This is a genomic window from Afifella aestuarii (assembly GCF_004023665.1).
Taxonomy (GTDB): Bacteria; Pseudomonadota; Alphaproteobacteria; order Rhizobiales; family Afifellaceae; genus Afifella; species Afifella aestuarii.
The window spans coordinates 825,803-842,384 of sequence record NZ_SAUF01000001.1 but is presented as its reverse complement, the minus strand read 5'-3'; the positions used below and the strand labels follow the sequence as shown (position 1 = coordinate 842,384).

Here is a 16,582-nt window from a genome sequence, read left to right as displayed (position 1 = left end):
TCCACCCCCCGCCGCGAAGGAACACTGACACTTATTACAAAACACTTCATGACGTTAATATAAACTTTAGGGTACCGGCAAGCCTGTAACGATTTGTTAAGGTTAACATTTAACCTGTGAAATGAAAACCCGTGCTGCACCGCAAAATCGTGATTTGGCTGAGATTCCCTGGCGCGAGCGGCCCGCCCTAGGCAGCCGCCTGCTTTTCTTTCCGCGATGCAAAAAGCCTGCCAAGCTTCTCCGCCGGCACCGGGCAGCTGATCAGGAAGCCCTGCACCTCGTCGACGTAGCCGTCCGCCATGACGATGGCGAGCTGATCGTCACGCTCGACGCCTTCGAGCGTCACGGACAGCCCGAGCTCGGCGGAAAGTCGCGCCACGCCGCGCAGCATGATGAGACGTTGCGGATCGGCATCGAGGCCGGAGAGGAAGGAGCGGTCGATCTTGACCTTGTGGAACGGGTAGTTCTGCAGATAGGCGAGGCTCGAATAGCCGGTGCCGAAATCGTCGAGCGAGATGCGGATCCCCATCTCGGCGAGCTCCCCGAGGGCCTGACGCGTGCGCTCGGTCTGTTCGAGCAGCACCGATTCGGTGACCTCGATCTCCAGCCGGTCGGCCGGCAGCCCGGAATCCTTGAGCGCCGCCTCGACGGAGCGGACGATGTCGCCGCGGCGAAAATGCATGGGCGAGACGTTGACGGCGACGCGGATCTCCTCCGGCCATTGCACGGCCTGACGGCAGGCCTGCACCAGCGTCCAATCGCCGATCTCCACGATCAGCCCCATCTCCTCGGCGAGCGGAATGAACTCGCCGGGCGACACGATTCCCCGCCCCGCCCGCGGCCAGCGCAACAGCGCCTCGCAGGTGGAAATCGTGCGGCTGCGCACGTTGAGGAGCGGTTGGTAGTAGAGCTCCAGCTCTTCGTTGGCGAAGGCGCTGCGCAATTCCATCTCGAGCGAGCGGCGCTCCTGCGCGCGCACATCCATTTCCGGCTGGAAGACGCAGAACGTCCCGCGCCCGTTCGCCTTGGCCCGGTAGAGCGCCATATCGGCATTCTTGATGAGCGCATCCGCATTCGAGCCGTCCTTGGGCGCAAAGGCCACCCCGACACTCGCACCCGCGACGATGCTGTGGCCGTTGAGCGCGTAAGGACGCGACAAGGCCGTGATGACCCGCGTCGCGAATTGCTCCGCCTGTTCGGCGTCGGTGACGCCGGAGGCGAGAAGCACGAACTCGTCACCGCCGAAGCGGGCGAGAAGATCGCTCTTGCGGGTCATGGAGGCGAGCCGCCGCGCTGTTGCGCGAAGCAGGCTGTCGCCGACCGGATGACCGAGCGTGTCGTTGACGCTCTTGAAGTGATCGAGATCGACGCAGAAGACGGCAAAGGCCGAGTTTTCCTCGGCGCTCTTGCGCAGGAACTGCTCCAGCTCCTCTTTCAGGCGCACGCGATTGGGCAGCCCCGTGACCTCGTCGTGATGGGCCATATAGGAGATGCGCGCTTCGGTGCGTTTGCGCTCCGTCACATCCTCCGCGACGATGACGAAACCGCCGTCCTTCGCCGGCTCGCTGGTGAGTGAAATCGTGCGCCGGTCGTTGGTAACGATCTGCAGCGTTCGCCCGACCGTGAACTGCTCCTGCAAACGCTTCAGCTCCGAACGCGAAAAGACGCCCTCGCGCACGCAGGCCTGGACGAGCTCGCCGATCGGCATGCCATGCCGGATCGATTCAGGTGAAAGACCGAGAAGACTGAGCGCCCTTTGATTGTGGACCCGCAGCTTTTGATCGGCATCGACCATCAGCACACCATGCGACATGCTCGAGAGCGCCGCTTCGAGGCGCCCCGCAAGCAGCGTCATCACTTTTTCCGCACGCAGGGCCGCAAGCAGCGTCTCGCTGATGGAGATCGAAACGCCTCGCATGCTCCAGAAGAAGAAGGCGAGAAGCATGCCGAGCGCCAGATAAGGCGGCTCGCCCTCCACCACGAAACCGGTGACGAGCGGCAGACAGGCGAAAAGGATTTGCAGAGAAACGAGCTGCGGGCGGCCCGCATTGCGCCCGGCAATGCCGGCGGAATAGCCGATCGTCACCGACACGGCGACGAGTTGTGCGGTCACATCGTCATAATACGCCAGACAGATGTAGCACCAGACGCCGAGGAGAAAGGAGAACGCGCACGCCCCGATGCCATAGAGGACGTCCCACAAAACCGGCCGCTCCACCGGCAGCGTCTCGCCGCCACGCTGGCGAAAGGCATAGGCGACCGCCACGCGGAGGAAGCCGACGACGGCAATGATTGCGGCACACACATAGAGAGGCAACCCACCGATCTGGATCGCCGTGACAAGGACGGCCGCCGTTCCGCCGATCGCTCCTGCGACCAGCGATCGCATCGAGCTGTAGAGGGAATTGACCAGCGAGACATAGATATCCGGCTCGGCCCGGCGGTCGATATATATGTGTGAACCGTGCTCCATCATCCTGGCTGTCGGACGCTCTCATGCTGACGATCGGACGGGAGGATGAAAAAACCGCTAAGCTCGCTCCATTTTGTCAGACCATATCCCGGTCGGCAACACTTCCAAGATTTTCCGCCATGCCAGCAGCCCGTGAGACAAGTGGGACGACAGCGCCAACGCCTTCGGCCTATTCGACAGGCCAGAGACAACTCACCAAGGGCGATCCACGTTGAACGAACTTCTTGTCATCTTCTTTTGTCTCGCTGCGGGCGGCACCATCAAAGGCGTCGCCGGCATGGGACTGCCGCTCGTGGCGATACCGGGCATTGCGGCTTTTCTCGACGTTCCTTACGCGATCGCCATCCTGACCATCCCGATCCTGACAGCCAACCTTTCGCAGGTTTGGAGGTTCCGCGCCCATAGCGCCGACCTCCCCTTTCTCCCGCGGCTCGTAGTGATGAGCCTGATCGGCATTGCCGCGGGCACCTTTCTCCTGACGAGCCTGCCCGCCCGCTTCCTCTCGCTCGGGCTCGCGCTCGTCATGCTCGCCTATATCGCGCTCCGCCTCCTGCACCCCCAGGTGAAGCTCGCAATGGCCCGCGCCACACAGATCGCCCCGGCCATCGGCTTCCTCGCCGGAACCCTGCAAGGCGCGACCGGCATCTCCGCCCCGGTCAGCGTCACCTTCATGAACGCCCTGCGTCTGGAGCGTCCGAAATTCGTTTTCGCCGTCTCCGTTCTTTTCACGAGCTTTGCCGTCGCCCAGCTGCCATCGCTCGCCCTCGCCGGCATTCTCACCTGGCAGCGCCTCATGCTCAGCATCGCAGCCCTCGTGCCGGTGTTTCTCGGCATGCGCCTCGGCCAATGGCTCGGCCGCGACATGAAGCCCGGCAGCTTCGACCGCCTCATCCTGGCGATCCTCACCATCATCACCGTCAAACTCTTCGCCGACGCGCTGTTTTGAGGTCGTCGTTCCGGGGCGCCACCTCAGGCCATCAACGCCACGCCGGCATCGAAGATGAGCTTGAGGGAGACCAGAAGCACGAGTGCATAACTCAGCGCATAGAAGAACTTCGGCGACACCGTCTTGACCAGCCAGACCCCGGTCAACGTCGCAACCGGCACCAGCGGCATCAAAACGAGGGAGGTTTCAAGGTTCGCCGCCGAGAACTGTCCGAGCATGAAATACGGCAACAGCTTGAGCGCGTTGACGACCGCAAAGAAGATCACGGACGTGCCCGCATAGACCGGCGGCGGCAGCCGCAGCGGCAGCATATACATCTGAAATGGCGGCCCGCCGGCATGCGCGACGAAGCTCGTGAAGCCCGCGACGGTGCCCCAGATCATCCCCTTCGCCGGCTGATGCGACCGCGGCGCCCGCTTCGCCTCCCCGCCGAAATAGTGCCCGAGATAATGATCGAGAGAGAAAACGAGCCCGATCCCACCGACGATGAGGCGGATCTCCTCTTCGCCGATCGAGCCCGCGAGCACCCAGCCGATGCCGACACCGAGGGCGGCGCCGGGCAGCAGAATGGCGAGGCTCTTCGCCTGATAGACCCCGCGCCAGGCGTAGAGACTGACGAGATCCATGGCGACGAGGATCGGCAAGAGGATCGCCGCCGCGCGCACCGGATCGATGGCAAGCGTGACGAGCGGCACACCGAGCATCGCCCCGGCACCGCCGATGCCGCCCTTGGAAAGCCCGATCATGATGACGGCCGGGACCGCCACCAGATAAAAGAACGGATCTTCGATCACGCAGGAACGCGCAGCATCAGGCTCGCCTGCGCCACGTCACTCCTCGTCGCTGCCGGATGAGCCGTTGCTCGCAGAACCACCACGCAGCGCCCGTGCAAGCCGCGCAATGCGCCGGCCAGCCCGCTCCATCGCGTCGCTTGCCTGGCTCTCCAGGGCTTCGAAGCGATCGAGGGCCTCGTTGCGGCTTTCGCGCAGTTCGGAGATTTCGCCTTCAAGCCCGGCGATGCGGCCTTCCGCCTCGCTCAGACGGTCGGTCATCAGCATCGCCGCCATGACGGTCAGGCGCTGATCGCCGATCTCGCCGACATTGGCGCGCAACTCGGTGACGGTCTGATCCAACCGCTCGCCGAGCTCCACGACATGCTCTTCCTCGCCGTCCTCGCATGCGAGCCGGAAACGTCGCCCGCCGATGCTGACCGTTACGGTCGCCATGATGTCAGAAATCCTCTCCGAGAGCCGATTTCAGCTGAGCGATGGCGCGGTCGAGACGCTGGCCCACGTCGTGATTGGCCCGTTCCAACTTGGACGAGCGGTCGCCGGCCGCATCCAGCGCCTCGGCAAGTCGCGCCCTGTCCTGTTCGGAATCGTGAAGCTGCTGCACGAGCGTTTCGTGATGGCCGCCGCGCGATTCGCTGCGTTCCACCGCAAGCTCGAGCTCGCTCAGAGCTTTCTCGAGAAGCTCTGTCGCTTGCGCGAAACGGCTCGGCGCATGACCGGGCGTCGAATTGGCTGGGGAAGCAGGATCCATGGCAGCACACTATGCACGTCTTTGAGCCAAAGGTTCACCCCCGAGCCGTCAAAAATCAACGGATTGGGGCGAAGAGGTTATGCAGCGCTTGAAAGAGCAGTCAACTGCCCAAGATGCTTGCTACGCAGCTGCTTCATGGCTGTGACGTTGACTCGCATTGAGAGCCGTGTATGTCTCGCGGCGCCCGCCGGACGATAAGAAGCGCGGGTCAGCGCCTGAACGGCCTGATGTCCGGCACCATCTCGGAAGTTTTCCATGCCAGAGGCCGAAAAGCACGCATCCATGGCCAATGCGATCCGGGCGCTCGCCATGGACGCGGTGGAGGCTGCAAAATCGGGGCATCCCGGCCTGCCAATGGGCGCGGCCGACATTGCCACCGTCCTGTTTACCCGACATTTGAAGTTCGATCCCACCGATCCGAACTGGCCCGACCGCGACCGTTTCGTGTTGTCGGCCGGGCACGGATCGATGCTGCTTTATTCGCTCCTCTATCTTCTCGGCTACGACGAGATGACGATCGAGGAGCTGAAGAACTTCCGTCAGCTCGGCTCCAAGACGGCCGGGCATCCGGAAGTCGGCGAGGCGCCGGGCATCGAGACGACCACCGGCCCGCTCGGTCAGGGCATTGCCAATGCCGTCGGCATGGCCCTCGCCGAGCGCATGCTGAATGCCCGCTTCGGCGACGGCGTCGTCGATCACTACACCTACGTCCTGTGCTCCGATGGCGACCTCATGGAAGGCATCAGCCAGGAGGCCATCGCACTCGCCGGGCATCTGAAGCTCAGCCGCCTGATCGTCATCTTCGACGACAACCACATCACCATCGACGGCGACATCTCGCTGTCGGATTCCACCGATCAGGTGGCGCGTGTGGAGGCTTCCGGCTGGAATGCGGTGCGCATCGACGGCCACGACCCAGAACAAATCGACCGGGCTCTGACGGATGCGCGGCAATCGGATCGCCCGACCCTGATTGCGGCACGCACGACCATCGGCTTCGGCGCCCCCAACAAGGCCGGCAAATCGTCGGCCCATGGCAGCCCGCTCGGCGAGAAGGAAGTGCAGGAGGCGCGCGAGCGCCTCGACTGGCCCTATGAGCCCTTCCACATCCCCGCCGACATCCTCGACGCCTGGCGCATCGCCGGCCTCAGGGCGCGCCCGCGCCGCAAGGCCTGGCAGGAGCGCTTTGAAGGGCTCGACGCGGAATTGCGCGGCGAGTTCGCCCGCACCATGGCCGGCGACCTTCCGCCGCGCCTCGATCGTGCCATTGCCGAGCTGAAGCGGGAATATTCCGCCGAGCCGCCGACGCTCGCAAGCCGCAAGGCCTCGCAAGCCGTGCTGGAATGCATCGCCCCCGTCGTTCCCGAAATGATCGGCGGTTCGGGCGATCTGACCGGCTCCAACAACACCCGCACCAGCGAGATGAAGGCGGTGGCGCCCGGCGAATACTCCGGCCGCTTCATTCATTGGGGTATCCGCGAGCACGGGATGGCGGCGGCCATGAACGGCATGGCGCTGCACAAGGGGCTGATCCCCTTCTCCGGGACCTTCCTGACCTTCTCCGATTACTGCCGGCCGGCCATCCGCCTCGCCGCCTTGATGCGTCAGCGCGTCATCTTCGTCATGACGCACGATTCCATCGGTCTCGGCGAAGATGGCCCCACCCATCAGCCGGTCGAACATCTGGCGGCGCTGCGGGCGATCCCGAACCTTTCCGTTTGGCGTCCGGCCGATGCCGTTGAGACAGCCGAATGCTGGCAGCTTGCGCTCGCCACCTCGACCGGACCGAGCGTCATCGTTTTGACGCGACAGGATCTTACGCCCTTGCGCGGTGAGTACGAGGAAGACAATCTCTGCCGGCGCGGCGCCTATGTCATTGCAGATTGCAGCGGTGACGCCGAGGTGAGCCTTTTCGCCACAGGTTCGGAAGTGGCAATCGCCGTCGCGGCCAAGGATCTGCTTGACGAGCGGGGCCATCCCGCCCGTGTCGTCTCGATCCCCTCCTTCGATGTCTTCGCGCAGCAAAGCGATGTCTATCGTCAGGAAATAATCGGGACCGCCCCCTTGCGCATCGGCGTCGAGGCCGCCATTCGCCAGGGATGGGACGCGATCATCGGGGAACATGGCCTTTTCGTCGGCATGACGGGCTTCGGCGCGAGCGGACCCTACGAGGAGCTATATCGGCATTTCGGGATTACCGCTGAGGCGATCTGCGAGAAGGCAATTGCCCGGCTTGAACCAAAAGACACGGACTAGGAGACGCAAATGGTTAAGGTTGCCATCAACGGATTTGGCCGCATCGGGCGCAATGTTCTGCGCTCCATCATCGAATCGGGCCGCACCGACATCGAGGTCGTGGCCATCAACGACCTTGGCCCGGTCGAAACCAACGCCCATCTGATGCGCTACGACAGCGTCCATGGCCGCTTCCCGGGCGAAGTGAAGGTCTCCGGCGACACGATCGATGTCGGCCGCGGCCCGATCAAAGTGACGGCCGAGCGCGATCCGACGAAGCTCCCGCATGGCGAGCTCGGCGTCGATATCGTCATGGAATGCACCGGCATCTTCACCGCCCGCGACAAGGCGGCGCTGCATCTTGAGGGCGGCGCCAAGCGCGTCCTCGTCTCCGCGCCGTCCGCCGGAGCCGATCTGACCGTGGTCTACGGCGTCAACGACGACAAGCTCACCTCCGACCACGTCGTCGTCTCCAACGCCTCGTGCACGACGAACTGCCTCGCCCCGGTCGCCTATGTGCTCAACAACGCCATCGGCATCGACAAGGGCTTCATGACGACGATCCACTCCTACACGGGTGATCAGCCGACTCTCGACACGCTGCACAAGGATCTCTACCGGGCTCGCGCCGCAGCGCTGTCCATGATCCCGACCTCGACGGGCGCAGCGAAGGCCGTCGGCCTCGTCCTGCCGGAGCTCAACGGCAAGCTCGACGGCGTCGCGATCCGCGTGCCGACCCCGAACGTCTCGGTCGTCGACTTCAAGTTCGTGCCGTCGCGCTCCACTTCGGTCGAAGAGATCCAGGAAGCGATCCGCACCGCCGCCAATGGCGACCTCAAGGGCATCCTCGGCTACACGGACGAGAAGCTCGTCTCCTCCGACTTCAACCATGACAGCCATTCCTCCGTCTTCCACATGGATCAGACGAAGGTCATGGAAGGCTCGCTGTGCCGTGTCATGTCCTGGTACGACAACGAATGGGGCTTCTCCAACCGCATGAACGACACGGCGGTTGCCATGGCGAAGACCATCTAAGCCAAACCTGCGATGGGCGGCTTCCGCTCTCTGCCGGCGCGCGCCGCGCGCTGGCAACCCGAAGAAGGGATCGGCCTCGAGCATGTCAGCCTGGGGCCGGGCCCGACCGGATTCCTCATCCGCGGCACCGTCATCGGCGAGCGTGGCGGAATTCCTTACGGCGTTTTCTACCGCCTCAGCTGCGATGAGGCCTGGCGCACGCGATCGCTGATCCTTAAGGCCACGTCCGGACGCAGCATCGACATCCATTCCGATGGCCAAGGCCATTGGCACGAAGCCGACGGACGCCCGCTCGACAATCTCGACGGTGCCATCGACATCGATCTCGCCGGCTCCGCCTTCACCAACACCTTGCCGATCCGCCGTCTGAAGCTCGCCGAAGGCGAATGCTCGGGCGAGCTCACCATGGCCTACGTGCCCTTCGACACGTTCAAGCCCGCCCGCGACCATCAGATCTACACCTGCCTCGAGCGGGGATCGCTCTATCGCTACGAAGCCGCAGATCGCTCCTTCACGGCCGAACTTCCCGTCGATGAGGACGGCCTCGTGCGCGACTACCCGACCTTGTTCCGACGAATTCCTGTCGACATTCCGTAAAGTGTGAACACCACAAGGCCTTGCCTTTGCCACACCCTCTCGCAACAAGGGATAGGGTGCATCGGCCGTGGTTCACGGCGCGCAATGGCAGGGAGGGCGGCATCTACGAGCAGGGTATCTATCTCGCCATCCTGATCGGCACGGCGCTCGTGCTGGTCGCGGCTTTTTCGAGCCTCATCGCCTTCCGCTTCGGCGCCCCTCTCCTGCTCATCTTTCTCCTGATCGGCCTCGCCGCCGGCACGGACGGGCTCGGCCTCGATTTCGACAATGCACCCGTCGCCTATTTCGTCGGCTCGCTCGCGCTTGCCGTCGTCTTGTTCGATTCAGGTTTCCGCACGCCCGTCGCCGCCTTCAAACAGGCGGCACTGCCCGCCTTGTCGCTCGCCACTTTCGGCGTCGTGCTGACTGCAGGCCTCGTCGGGCTGTGCACGCATTACCTGACCGACTTTTCCTGGCTCGAATCCTTCCTTCTCGGCTCCATCGTCGCCTCCACCGATGCGGCGGCCGTCTTCTTTCTGCTGCGCGTCGGCAACATCTCGATCCGCGACCGCGTGCGCTCCACGCTTGAAGTCGAGTCCGGCTCCAACGATCCGATCGCCATCTTTCTCACCCTGACGCTCGTCTCGGTTCTCGCCACCGGCGAGGCGATCAAGCCGCAACAGCTCGCAGGCGACGTCCTCACCGGCTTTCTCGTACAGATGGGGCTCGGCGTCGCCGGCGGCCTCGTCGGCGGGCGGCTCATCCTGTGGCTCGTCGAAAAGCTCGAACTCGACCGCGGCCTGATGCCGATCTTCGTTCTGGCGCTGTCTCTGATGGTCTTCGCGGCCGCCGGCGCGATCGGCGGCTCCGGCTTTCTTGCCGTCTATATCGCCGGGCTGATCGCCGGCAATGCACGGCTGCGTGCCGCCGCAAGCCTCCTGCGCTTCCAGGATGGCATGACCTGGCTTGCCCAGATCATCATGTTTCTGGTGCTCGGGCTCTTCGCCACGCCGTCGCAATTTCCGATCATCGTCGGCGACGCGATCGCCATCGGGCTCTTCCTGATCTTCATCGGCCGTCCCCTCGCCGTCTCAGTTTGTCTCATTCCCTTTCGCTTTCCGCGTGCAGAGACCGCGTTCGTCTCCTGGGTCGGCCTGCGCGGCGCCGTTTCCATCCTGCTTGCCATCACGCCCCTCATCTCGGAGATCCCGAATGGCCGCGCCCTCTTCAACTTCGCCTTCATCATCGTGCTCGTCTCGCTCATCGTGCAGGGCTGGACGGTCGGCACGGTCGCGCGCCGCCTCGGTCTCGTTCTGCCGCCGCGGCTCGGACCGCTGGAGAAGGTCACGCTAGACCTTCCCGGCACACGCCATCACGAGCTCCTGACCTACCGCGTCATCGCCGACAGTCCGGTGGCGCGCGGCGAGCGCATTCCGCGCTGGGCGCGGCCCTCGCTCGTGCTGCGCAACGGCAGCTCACTCTCCTTCCAGGATGCGGGACGCCTCCAACCGGGCGATTACGTCTACATCGTCATTCCCGGCGCCTTTCCGCATCTTCTCGACCGGCTTTTCGCAAGCCGCGCCGAGCTCGATCCGCAGGATGTCGAATTCTTCGGCGATTTCACCGTCGATCCACAGCGTCCGGCGCGCGAATTGGCGGAGGCCTATGAGCTGGAGCTTGCCGCTGAAGAGACCGATTGGACGATCGCAGAACTCATCGCGGCGCGCGTCGGCGGCACCCCGGAATATGGCGACCGCGTCGTTCTCGGAGATATCGAACTCATCGTCCGCGACGCCGATCCGGAGGGCCGCATCGCTTCTGTCGGCGTATCCCTCGACCCGCCGAAACCCTCAGAAAGCATCGTGACGATGTTGAGCGTGGGCGGGATCTGGCACTGGCTCACCACCCCCTTCCGGCGCCGAAAGCCCACCAGGGAGAAGCGCAAGAAAGTCCTCCTGGACGGCCTGCCAGAGGATGTGGGAGGGGCGCGCGCAGCCCCCGCCGAGGAAGCTTGAGCGCCGCTTGCCTTCGCCCGTTCTGCCTGTATGTTCCCGGGCGAATATTCATACGATGGGGGAAAACTCATGGCCAGTTTCCGCACACTTGACGATGCGGGTGACATCACCGGCAAGCGCGTCCTGCTGCGTGTCGATCTCAACGTGCCGGTCCATGACGGGCGCGTCACCGACCGCACCCGCATCGAGCGGGTGGCAGGCACCATTCGCGAGCTCTCCGACAAGGGCGCGCGCGTTGCCCTCCTCGCCCATTTCGGCCGCCCGAAAGGCAAGCCCGTGCCGGAGATGTCGCTCGGCCAGATCGCCGGCGATGTGGCCGAGGTGATCGGCAAGCCCGTGGAATTCTGCGAAGATTGCATCGGCGACAAGGCGGCCCACGCCATCGACAGCCTCGGCAATGGCGGCATCGTGCTTCTGGAGAACACCCGCTTCTATGCGGGCGAGGAAAAGAACGACGCGGACTTCACCGCCGAGCTCGCCAAGAACGGCGACATCTACGTCAACGACGCCTTTTCGGCCGCGCACCGCGCCCACGCCTCCACCGAGGGCCTCGCCCACCACATGCCGGCCTATGCGGGCCGTGCCATGCAGGAGGAGCTGGAGGCTCTTGAGAAGGCGCTCGGCCGCCCGAAGCGTCCCGTCCTCGCCATCGTCGGCGGCGCCAAGGTGTCGACCAAGATCGACCTTCTCGCCAATCTCGTGAAGAAGGTGGACGCGCTCGTCATCGGTGGCGGCATGGCGAATACGTTTCTGCATGCCAAGGGCGTCGCCATCGGCAAGTCGCTGTGCGAGGCGGATCTTGCCGAAACCGCCCGCCGCATCATGACGGAGGCGGCCTCCTCCGCCTGTGCCATCGTGCTGCCGCAGGACGTCGTAGTCGCCAAGGAATTCAAGGAGAACGCGCCCTGCGAAACGCTTCCCCTCGACAAGGTGCCCGACGACGGCATGATCCTCGACGTCGGGCCTGAGAGCATCGCCGCCGTCAACGAATGGATCGACAAGGCCGAAACTCTCGTCTGGAACGGCCCGCTCGGCGCTTTCGAGACAAAACCCTTCGACAAGGCGACGGTCGCCTGCGCCCGTCATGCCGCGGAGGCCACCAAGGCCGGTTCGCTCATCTCGGTCGCCGGCGGCGGCGACACCGTCTCCGCCCTGCATCAGGCGGGTGTCGCGGACGATTTTTCCTACGTCTCCACCGCCGGCGGGGCCTTCCTGGAATGGATGGAAGGCAAGGAGCTGCCGGGTGTTACGGCCTTGAAGAAGGCCTGATCGGCCCAACATTGGCCACACCGGCCTGCATCCTGCGGGCACTTGGAACGGAGGATTGAATGACGGAACGCCTCGAAGACATCGCCAACAAGATGGTGGCGGAAGGCAAGGGCATCCTTGCGGCCGACGAAAGCACCGGCACCATCAAGAAGCGCTTCGATACGATCAGCCTCACCTCGACGGAGGAATCGCGCCGCGACTACCGCGAAATGCTGTTCCGCGCCGACGCGATGAAGGACTACATTTCCGGCGTCATTCTCTTCGACGAAACCCTCCGCCAGGCGGCGCGCGACGGCACGCCGTTTTCCAAGATCATTCAGGATGCGGGCGCGGTGCCCGGCATCAAGGTCGATCAGGGCGCCAAGGACATGGCGCTCGCCCCGGGTGAGAAGGTCACGGAAGGCCTCACGGGGCTGCGCGGCCGCCTCAAGGAATATTACGAACTCGGCGCGCGTTTCGCCAAATGGCGCGCCGTCATCACCATCGACGGTCCGCTGCCGTCGTGGAACTGCGTCAAGGCGAACGCCCATGCGCTCGCCCGTTATGCCGCGCTCTGCCAGGAAAACGGCATCGTCCCGATCGTCGAGCCGGAAGTGCTGATGGATGGCGAGCGCGCCAAACACGACATCGACCGCTGCTACGAGGTCACGGAGTGGACCTTGAAGACGGTCTTCACCGAGCTCTACGACGCCAATGTCATGCTGGAAGGCATGATCTTGAAGCCGAACATGATCGTCCCGGGCGACCATTCCGGCCAGAAGGCGAGCGTCGAAGAGGTCGCGGAGAAGACGCTGCGTTGCCTCAAATCCTGCGTGCCGCCGGCCGTTCCGGGCATCGCCTTCCTCTCCGGCGGTCAGTCGGACGAACAGGCGACGGCGCATCTCTCCGCCATGAACGCCATGGGCCAGCTTCCCTGGAAGCTCACCTATTCCTATGGCCGCGCTCTGCAGACGGCTGCTCTCAACGCCTGGGGCGGCAAGATGGAGAACGAGGCCGCCGGTCAGCGCGCCTTCAACCACCGTGCGCGCATGAATTCGCTTGCGGCGACGGGCCGGTGGAGCGAAACGGAGGAGAAGAAGGCCGCCTGAGGCCTCTCTCAAACAATCGCCGAATTTGCGACGTTGAGGAGGCGGAGACGCCTCCTTTCGTTTATGTGCCAGGACGATGACCCAGAAAACCGATGCCGATCAGATGACGCCCCGGCCGGCGGAAGACGAAGCCCTCCCCCCGCAGATCTTTTTGATCGCGCCATCCTCCGGGGACGAGACGAAGGACGTCGAGGCCCTCGAGACCGCCCTTGCCGCCGCCCCCGTGGCGGCCGTCCTCATCACCGCCTCGCCGAGCGAGACCGAGACAGAGGCACGCGCCCGCCGCCTCGTCCCGGTAATCCAGGCGGCCGGCGCTGCAGCGCTCCTTGAGAATTTCACCCGTGCCGCGGGCCATGTCGGCGCCGACGGCGTGCATATGGCCAACGGTCACCAGAACCTCGTCATCGCCGCGGAGAGCTTTCGCCCGCAGCGCATCGTCGGGGCGGGCAAGCTCAAGACGCGCGACATCGCCATGCTCGCCGGCGAACTCGACATCGATTATCTCTTCTTCGGCGAACCCGACGGCGACAGCCACGACGAGCCGCATCCGAAGGCACTCGCTCTTGCCGAATGGTGGGCGAGCATGATGGAGGTTCCGGCCGTGATCATGGCCGGCGCGAGCCTAGAGACCCTGCCGCAGGCCGTGGCGACGGGGGCCGAATTCGTGGCTCTCCGCCGCGCCGTCTGGGAAGCGCCGGACGGCCCGGCGGAAGCCATGCGGCGCGTCTCCGAGATCATCCTGCAGCGTCCGGTGGCGGCATGAAGCTTCTCTCCGCCCCTGCCCTTGTCGTTGCCGCGACGCTCATCTCGACGGGCCTTGCATCGTCTGCGTCCGCCCAAAGCGGAACGCCTCTGACACCGCCCGATGCGGCCGGCGGGCAGGCCCCTGGAAGCCCCAAAGCAACGCTGCCCTCGCCCATTCCACCGAAAGCGCCCGGAACCCCGGCGGTCGATGGCCTCGGCGCGTCGACACCGTCGGAAGAGATCGACAGCCGGCAGCTCGAAAACCGCATCGATCAGTCTCTGAAGGATGCCGGCCTCGTCCCGGACAGCAATGTCGACCGGGCCTATGGCGCGTTCCAGCGCGGGCATTTTCTGACCGCCTTCGCGATCGCACTGCAGCAGGCGGAAGCCGGCAGAACGGCCGCCCAGACACTTCTCGGCGAACTCCTGTCCCGCGGTCTCGGCGTCAAGACGGACTACAAGGAAGCGGCAGGCTGGTACGAGCTCGCCGCCAAGGCCGGCGACCGCGAAGCGCTCTACGCGCTCGGCCGGCTCTATCTCGACGGCCGCGGCGTCGAGCAGGACGACGCCAAGGCGGCCACCTATTTTCAGCGCGCGGCCGATCTCGGACAGCCGGTCGCCGAGCGCGAACTCGCCTATCTCCTCTTGCAGGGCAAGGGCGTCGAGAAGAACGCCATGCTGGCCGCTGCGCATTTGCGCAATGCCGCGCGCGCCGGAGACAGCGATGCGCAATACGCCTTGGCCGGCCTTTACCGCGAGGGCGTCGGCGTCGTTGCCAATCCCGCCGAAGCCGCCCGCTGGTATGCGACCGCGGCCCGCAACGGCCATATCGCCTCGCAGATCGAATACGCCATCATGCTGTTCAACGGCGAAGGTCTGAGAAAAGACGAAAAGACGGCCGCGCAATGGTTTCGCCAGGCCGCTCTTGCCGACAATCCCGTGGGCGAATTGCGCTACGCCAAGCTCCTGAAGGACGGGCTCGGCGTGGAAAAGGACGAGGTCGAAGCCGCACGCTGGTATCTCATCGCCCGCTCCCACGGCCTCAAGGAGCCGTTCATGGAAGGTTGGCTGATGGGGCTTCCCTCCGGCATCCGCAAGGAAGCCGACGCCAGGGTCGCCTCATGGCCGGGCGTGCCGACGCCGCAACCCGCCGCTGCCAGCTCAGGAACAGGCGCCACAGGCCGCCAGGGCGCCCAAGCCCCTCAAGACCCAGCCCCGCAAAGAAAAATGGAACCCGAGGCAGCCGCCGCCGGTTCTGCGAATGGGAGTGATGGGCCTCGGCCCAAAGAGCCCGACCGGCTGCCGACGGGGCCTTCGCCGAAAGTGACGCACTCTCCTGGGGAAACAGGAGCTGCTGTGGACAAGCCAGGCGAATAGGGCTATATCGCCTCCGCCCGGTCGTACGGCGGCAGCGGGCACTCCAACTGTTATTCTTTGGGCGTATGCGGCGGCGGACGCGGTCTGCCACCTGCCCGATACTTCCGCCGCGGGTTTCTGTGGCAAGTGAAAGAGACGAAAGGAACGGGATCAACGTGCAAGTCGTCGTCAGAGACAACAATGTCGATCAGGCGCTGAAAGCGCTGAAGAAGAAGATGCAGCGTGAAGGCATCTTCCGTGAAATGAAGCTGCGTAACTTCTACGAAAAGCCGTCTGAAAAGAAGGCGCGCGAGAAGGCTGAGGCGATCCGTCGGGCGCGCAAGCTGGCCCGCAAGCGGGCGCAGCGCGAAGGCCTCATCCCCGGCAAGCGGCGCGGCCGGTAAGCTTCCCTCGACACATCCGCCCTTATTCGCATTGGGCTCGCGACTTGAGGAACACCGCTTCTATGGCGAAAGCATCCTCTTTGCGTTCTTGGCTGGCCGCCGGTGCTCTTGCACTGGCCGTGGCCGGCTGTCAGTCGCTCGGCAATAACGGGCTGTCGAACATCTCGGTCGATCCCGATACGGGGTCGGAAGCCAATATCGGATCTTTGACTTCGGTCATCGAGCGCAATCCGCGCGATCCGGCGGCTTACAATGTGCGCGGCGCAGCGTACGGCAAGGCGGGCGAATACAAGCGGGCGTTGGATGACTTCAACACCGCTTTGCAGCTCGACCCGAATTTTGCGCCGGCCTATGCCAATCGGGGTCTCATCCACCGCCTGCGCGGGGATACCCAGGAGGCGTTCAACGATTACAGCCGGGCGATCCAGGCCGACCCGAACTACGCCACGGCCTATGTCGGGCGCGGGACGATCTATCGCCAGCAGGGCCGCCTCAACGAAGCTCTGTCGGATTACAGCTCGGCCGTGCGCCTCGATCCCACGGACCCGCAGGCCTTCCACAATCAGGGCCTCGCCTACCAGGCGTCGGGGAACCATACGGCCGCGATCGAATCCTTCACCAAGGCGATCGGCCTCTCTCCGCTGGCCTCCGAGCCCTTCAATGGCCGCGGCCAGAGCTACATGGCCATCGGCGATTTCAAGACGGCACTCGACGATTTCGATGAAGCCGTGAAGCGCGATCGCAATTCCTACATCGCCTGGACGAATCAGGGTCTGGCTTTGGAAGCCCTCGGCGACCGCAAGAAGGCGTTCAACTCCTTCGCCCGCGCCTCGACCCTCAACCCGCGCTATCAGCCGGCCAAAGAAGGCATGCACCGCACCAGCTCCACCTGAGCCGCA

The 16,582-nt window shown here is 64.4% G+C and carries 15 protein-coding genes; 11 read left to right on the top strand and 4 right to left on the bottom strand.

Annotation, left to right across the window (positions count from 1 at the left end; all coding sequences use genetic code 11):
* Window positions 1-187 precede the first annotated feature (187 nt).
* Window positions 188-2,476 (bottom strand): putative bifunctional diguanylate cyclase/phosphodiesterase, encoded by a 2,289-nt coding sequence (locus EO094_RS03840; protein ID WP_128290968.1) that lies wholly within the window; start codon window positions 2,474-2,476, stop codon window positions 188-190.
* 208 nt (window positions 2,477-2,684) lie between these two features.
* Here EO094_RS03840 and EO094_RS03835 point away from each other — a divergent pair, with 208 nt between their 5' ends.
* On the top strand, window positions 2,685-3,419 hold the full coding sequence (locus tag EO094_RS03835; protein WP_128290967.1) for a sulfite exporter TauE/SafE family protein: 735 nt from the start codon (window positions 2,685-2,687) through the stop codon (window positions 3,417-3,419).
* Window positions 3,420-3,442: 23 nt separating this feature from the next.
* On the opposite strand, the gene EO094_RS03830 is transcribed toward EO094_RS03835, so the two are convergent.
* The 3 genes from EO094_RS03830 to EO094_RS03820 are packed head-to-tail and all read right to left on the bottom strand — an operon-like array spanning window position 3,443 to window position 4,961.
* Window positions 3,443-4,213: a sulfite exporter TauE/SafE family protein gene (locus tag EO094_RS03830; protein WP_246008353.1), complete on the bottom strand. Its 771-nt coding sequence runs from the start codon at window positions 4,211-4,213 to the stop codon at window positions 3,443-3,445.
* 36 nt (window positions 4,214-4,249) lie between these two features.
* Window positions 4,250-4,645, bottom strand: a complete 396-nt coding sequence (locus EO094_RS03825; protein ID WP_128290966.1) for a cell division protein ZapA — start codon at window positions 4,643-4,645, stop codon at window positions 4,250-4,252.
* A gap of 4 nt (window positions 4,646-4,649) precedes the next feature.
* Window positions 4,650-4,961, bottom strand: coding sequence for a DUF4164 family protein (locus EO094_RS03820; protein ID WP_128290965.1), 312 nt, complete (start codon window positions 4,959-4,961; stop codon window positions 4,650-4,652).
* A 255-nt stretch (window positions 4,962-5,216) separates the two neighbouring features.
* On the opposite strand from EO094_RS03820, the gene tkt reads away from it, so the two are divergent.
* From tkt to EO094_RS03770, 10 genes are all read left to right on the top strand, one after another.
* Window positions 5,217-7,217 carry a transketolase gene (tkt, locus tag EO094_RS03815; protein ID WP_128290964.1) on the top strand — a complete coding sequence of 667 codons (2,001 nt, stop codon included), beginning with the start codon at window positions 5,217-5,219 and terminating at the stop codon, window positions 7,215-7,217.
* Window positions 7,218-7,226: 9 nt separating this feature from the next.
* A complete protein-coding gene (gene gap, locus EO094_RS03810) occupies window positions 7,227-8,231 on the top strand; it encodes a type I glyceraldehyde-3-phosphate dehydrogenase (RefSeq protein ID WP_128290963.1) in 1,005 nt (334 codons plus the stop codon).
* Between the two features lie 12 nt (window positions 8,232-8,243).
* Window positions 8,244-8,828, top strand: a complete 585-nt coding sequence (locus EO094_RS03805) for a putative glycolipid-binding domain-containing protein (RefSeq protein ID WP_128290962.1) — start codon at window positions 8,244-8,246, stop codon at window positions 8,826-8,828.
* A gap of 56 nt (window positions 8,829-8,884) precedes the next feature.
* Entirely contained in the window at window positions 8,885-10,822 is a 1,938-nt protein-coding gene (locus tag EO094_RS03800; RefSeq protein ID WP_246008352.1) for a potassium/proton antiporter, read from the top strand.
* Window positions 10,823-10,891: 69 nt separating this feature from the next.
* Window positions 10,892-12,091: a phosphoglycerate kinase gene (locus EO094_RS03795; RefSeq protein ID WP_128290961.1), complete on the top strand. Its 1,200-nt coding sequence runs from the start codon at window positions 10,892-10,894 to the stop codon at window positions 12,089-12,091.
* Window positions 12,092-12,150: 59 nt separating this feature from the next.
* Complete coding sequence (locus EO094_RS03790; RefSeq protein WP_128290960.1) at window positions 12,151-13,179, top strand: class I fructose-bisphosphate aldolase; 1,029 nt, start codon at window positions 12,151-12,153, stop codon at window positions 13,177-13,179.
* A gap of 76 nt (window positions 13,180-13,255) precedes the next feature.
* Complete coding sequence (locus tag EO094_RS03785; RefSeq protein WP_128290959.1) at window positions 13,256-13,942, top strand: thiamine phosphate synthase; 687 nt, start codon at window positions 13,256-13,258, stop codon at window positions 13,940-13,942.
* Window positions 13,939-15,300 carry a tetratricopeptide repeat protein gene (locus EO094_RS03780; protein WP_164879550.1) on the top strand — a complete coding sequence of 454 codons (1,362 nt, stop codon included), beginning with the start codon at window positions 13,939-13,941 and terminating at the stop codon, window positions 15,298-15,300. Before EO094_RS03785 ends, EO094_RS03780 begins: the two co-directional genes overlap by 4 nt.
* A 98-nt stretch (window positions 15,301-15,398) precedes the next feature.
* The gene (gene rpsU, locus EO094_RS03775) at window positions 15,399-15,683 is read left to right on the top strand and encodes a 30S ribosomal protein S21 (protein ID WP_370642386.1); all 285 of its coding nucleotides are present in this window, start codon (window positions 15,399-15,401) and stop codon (window positions 15,681-15,683) included.
* Window positions 15,684-15,745: 62 nt separating this feature from the next.
* The gene (locus EO094_RS03770) at window positions 15,746-16,576 is read left to right on the top strand and encodes a tetratricopeptide repeat protein (RefSeq protein WP_128290957.1); all 831 of its coding nucleotides are present in this window, start codon (window positions 15,746-15,748) and stop codon (window positions 16,574-16,576) included.
* Window positions 16,577-16,582 lie beyond the last annotated feature (6 nt).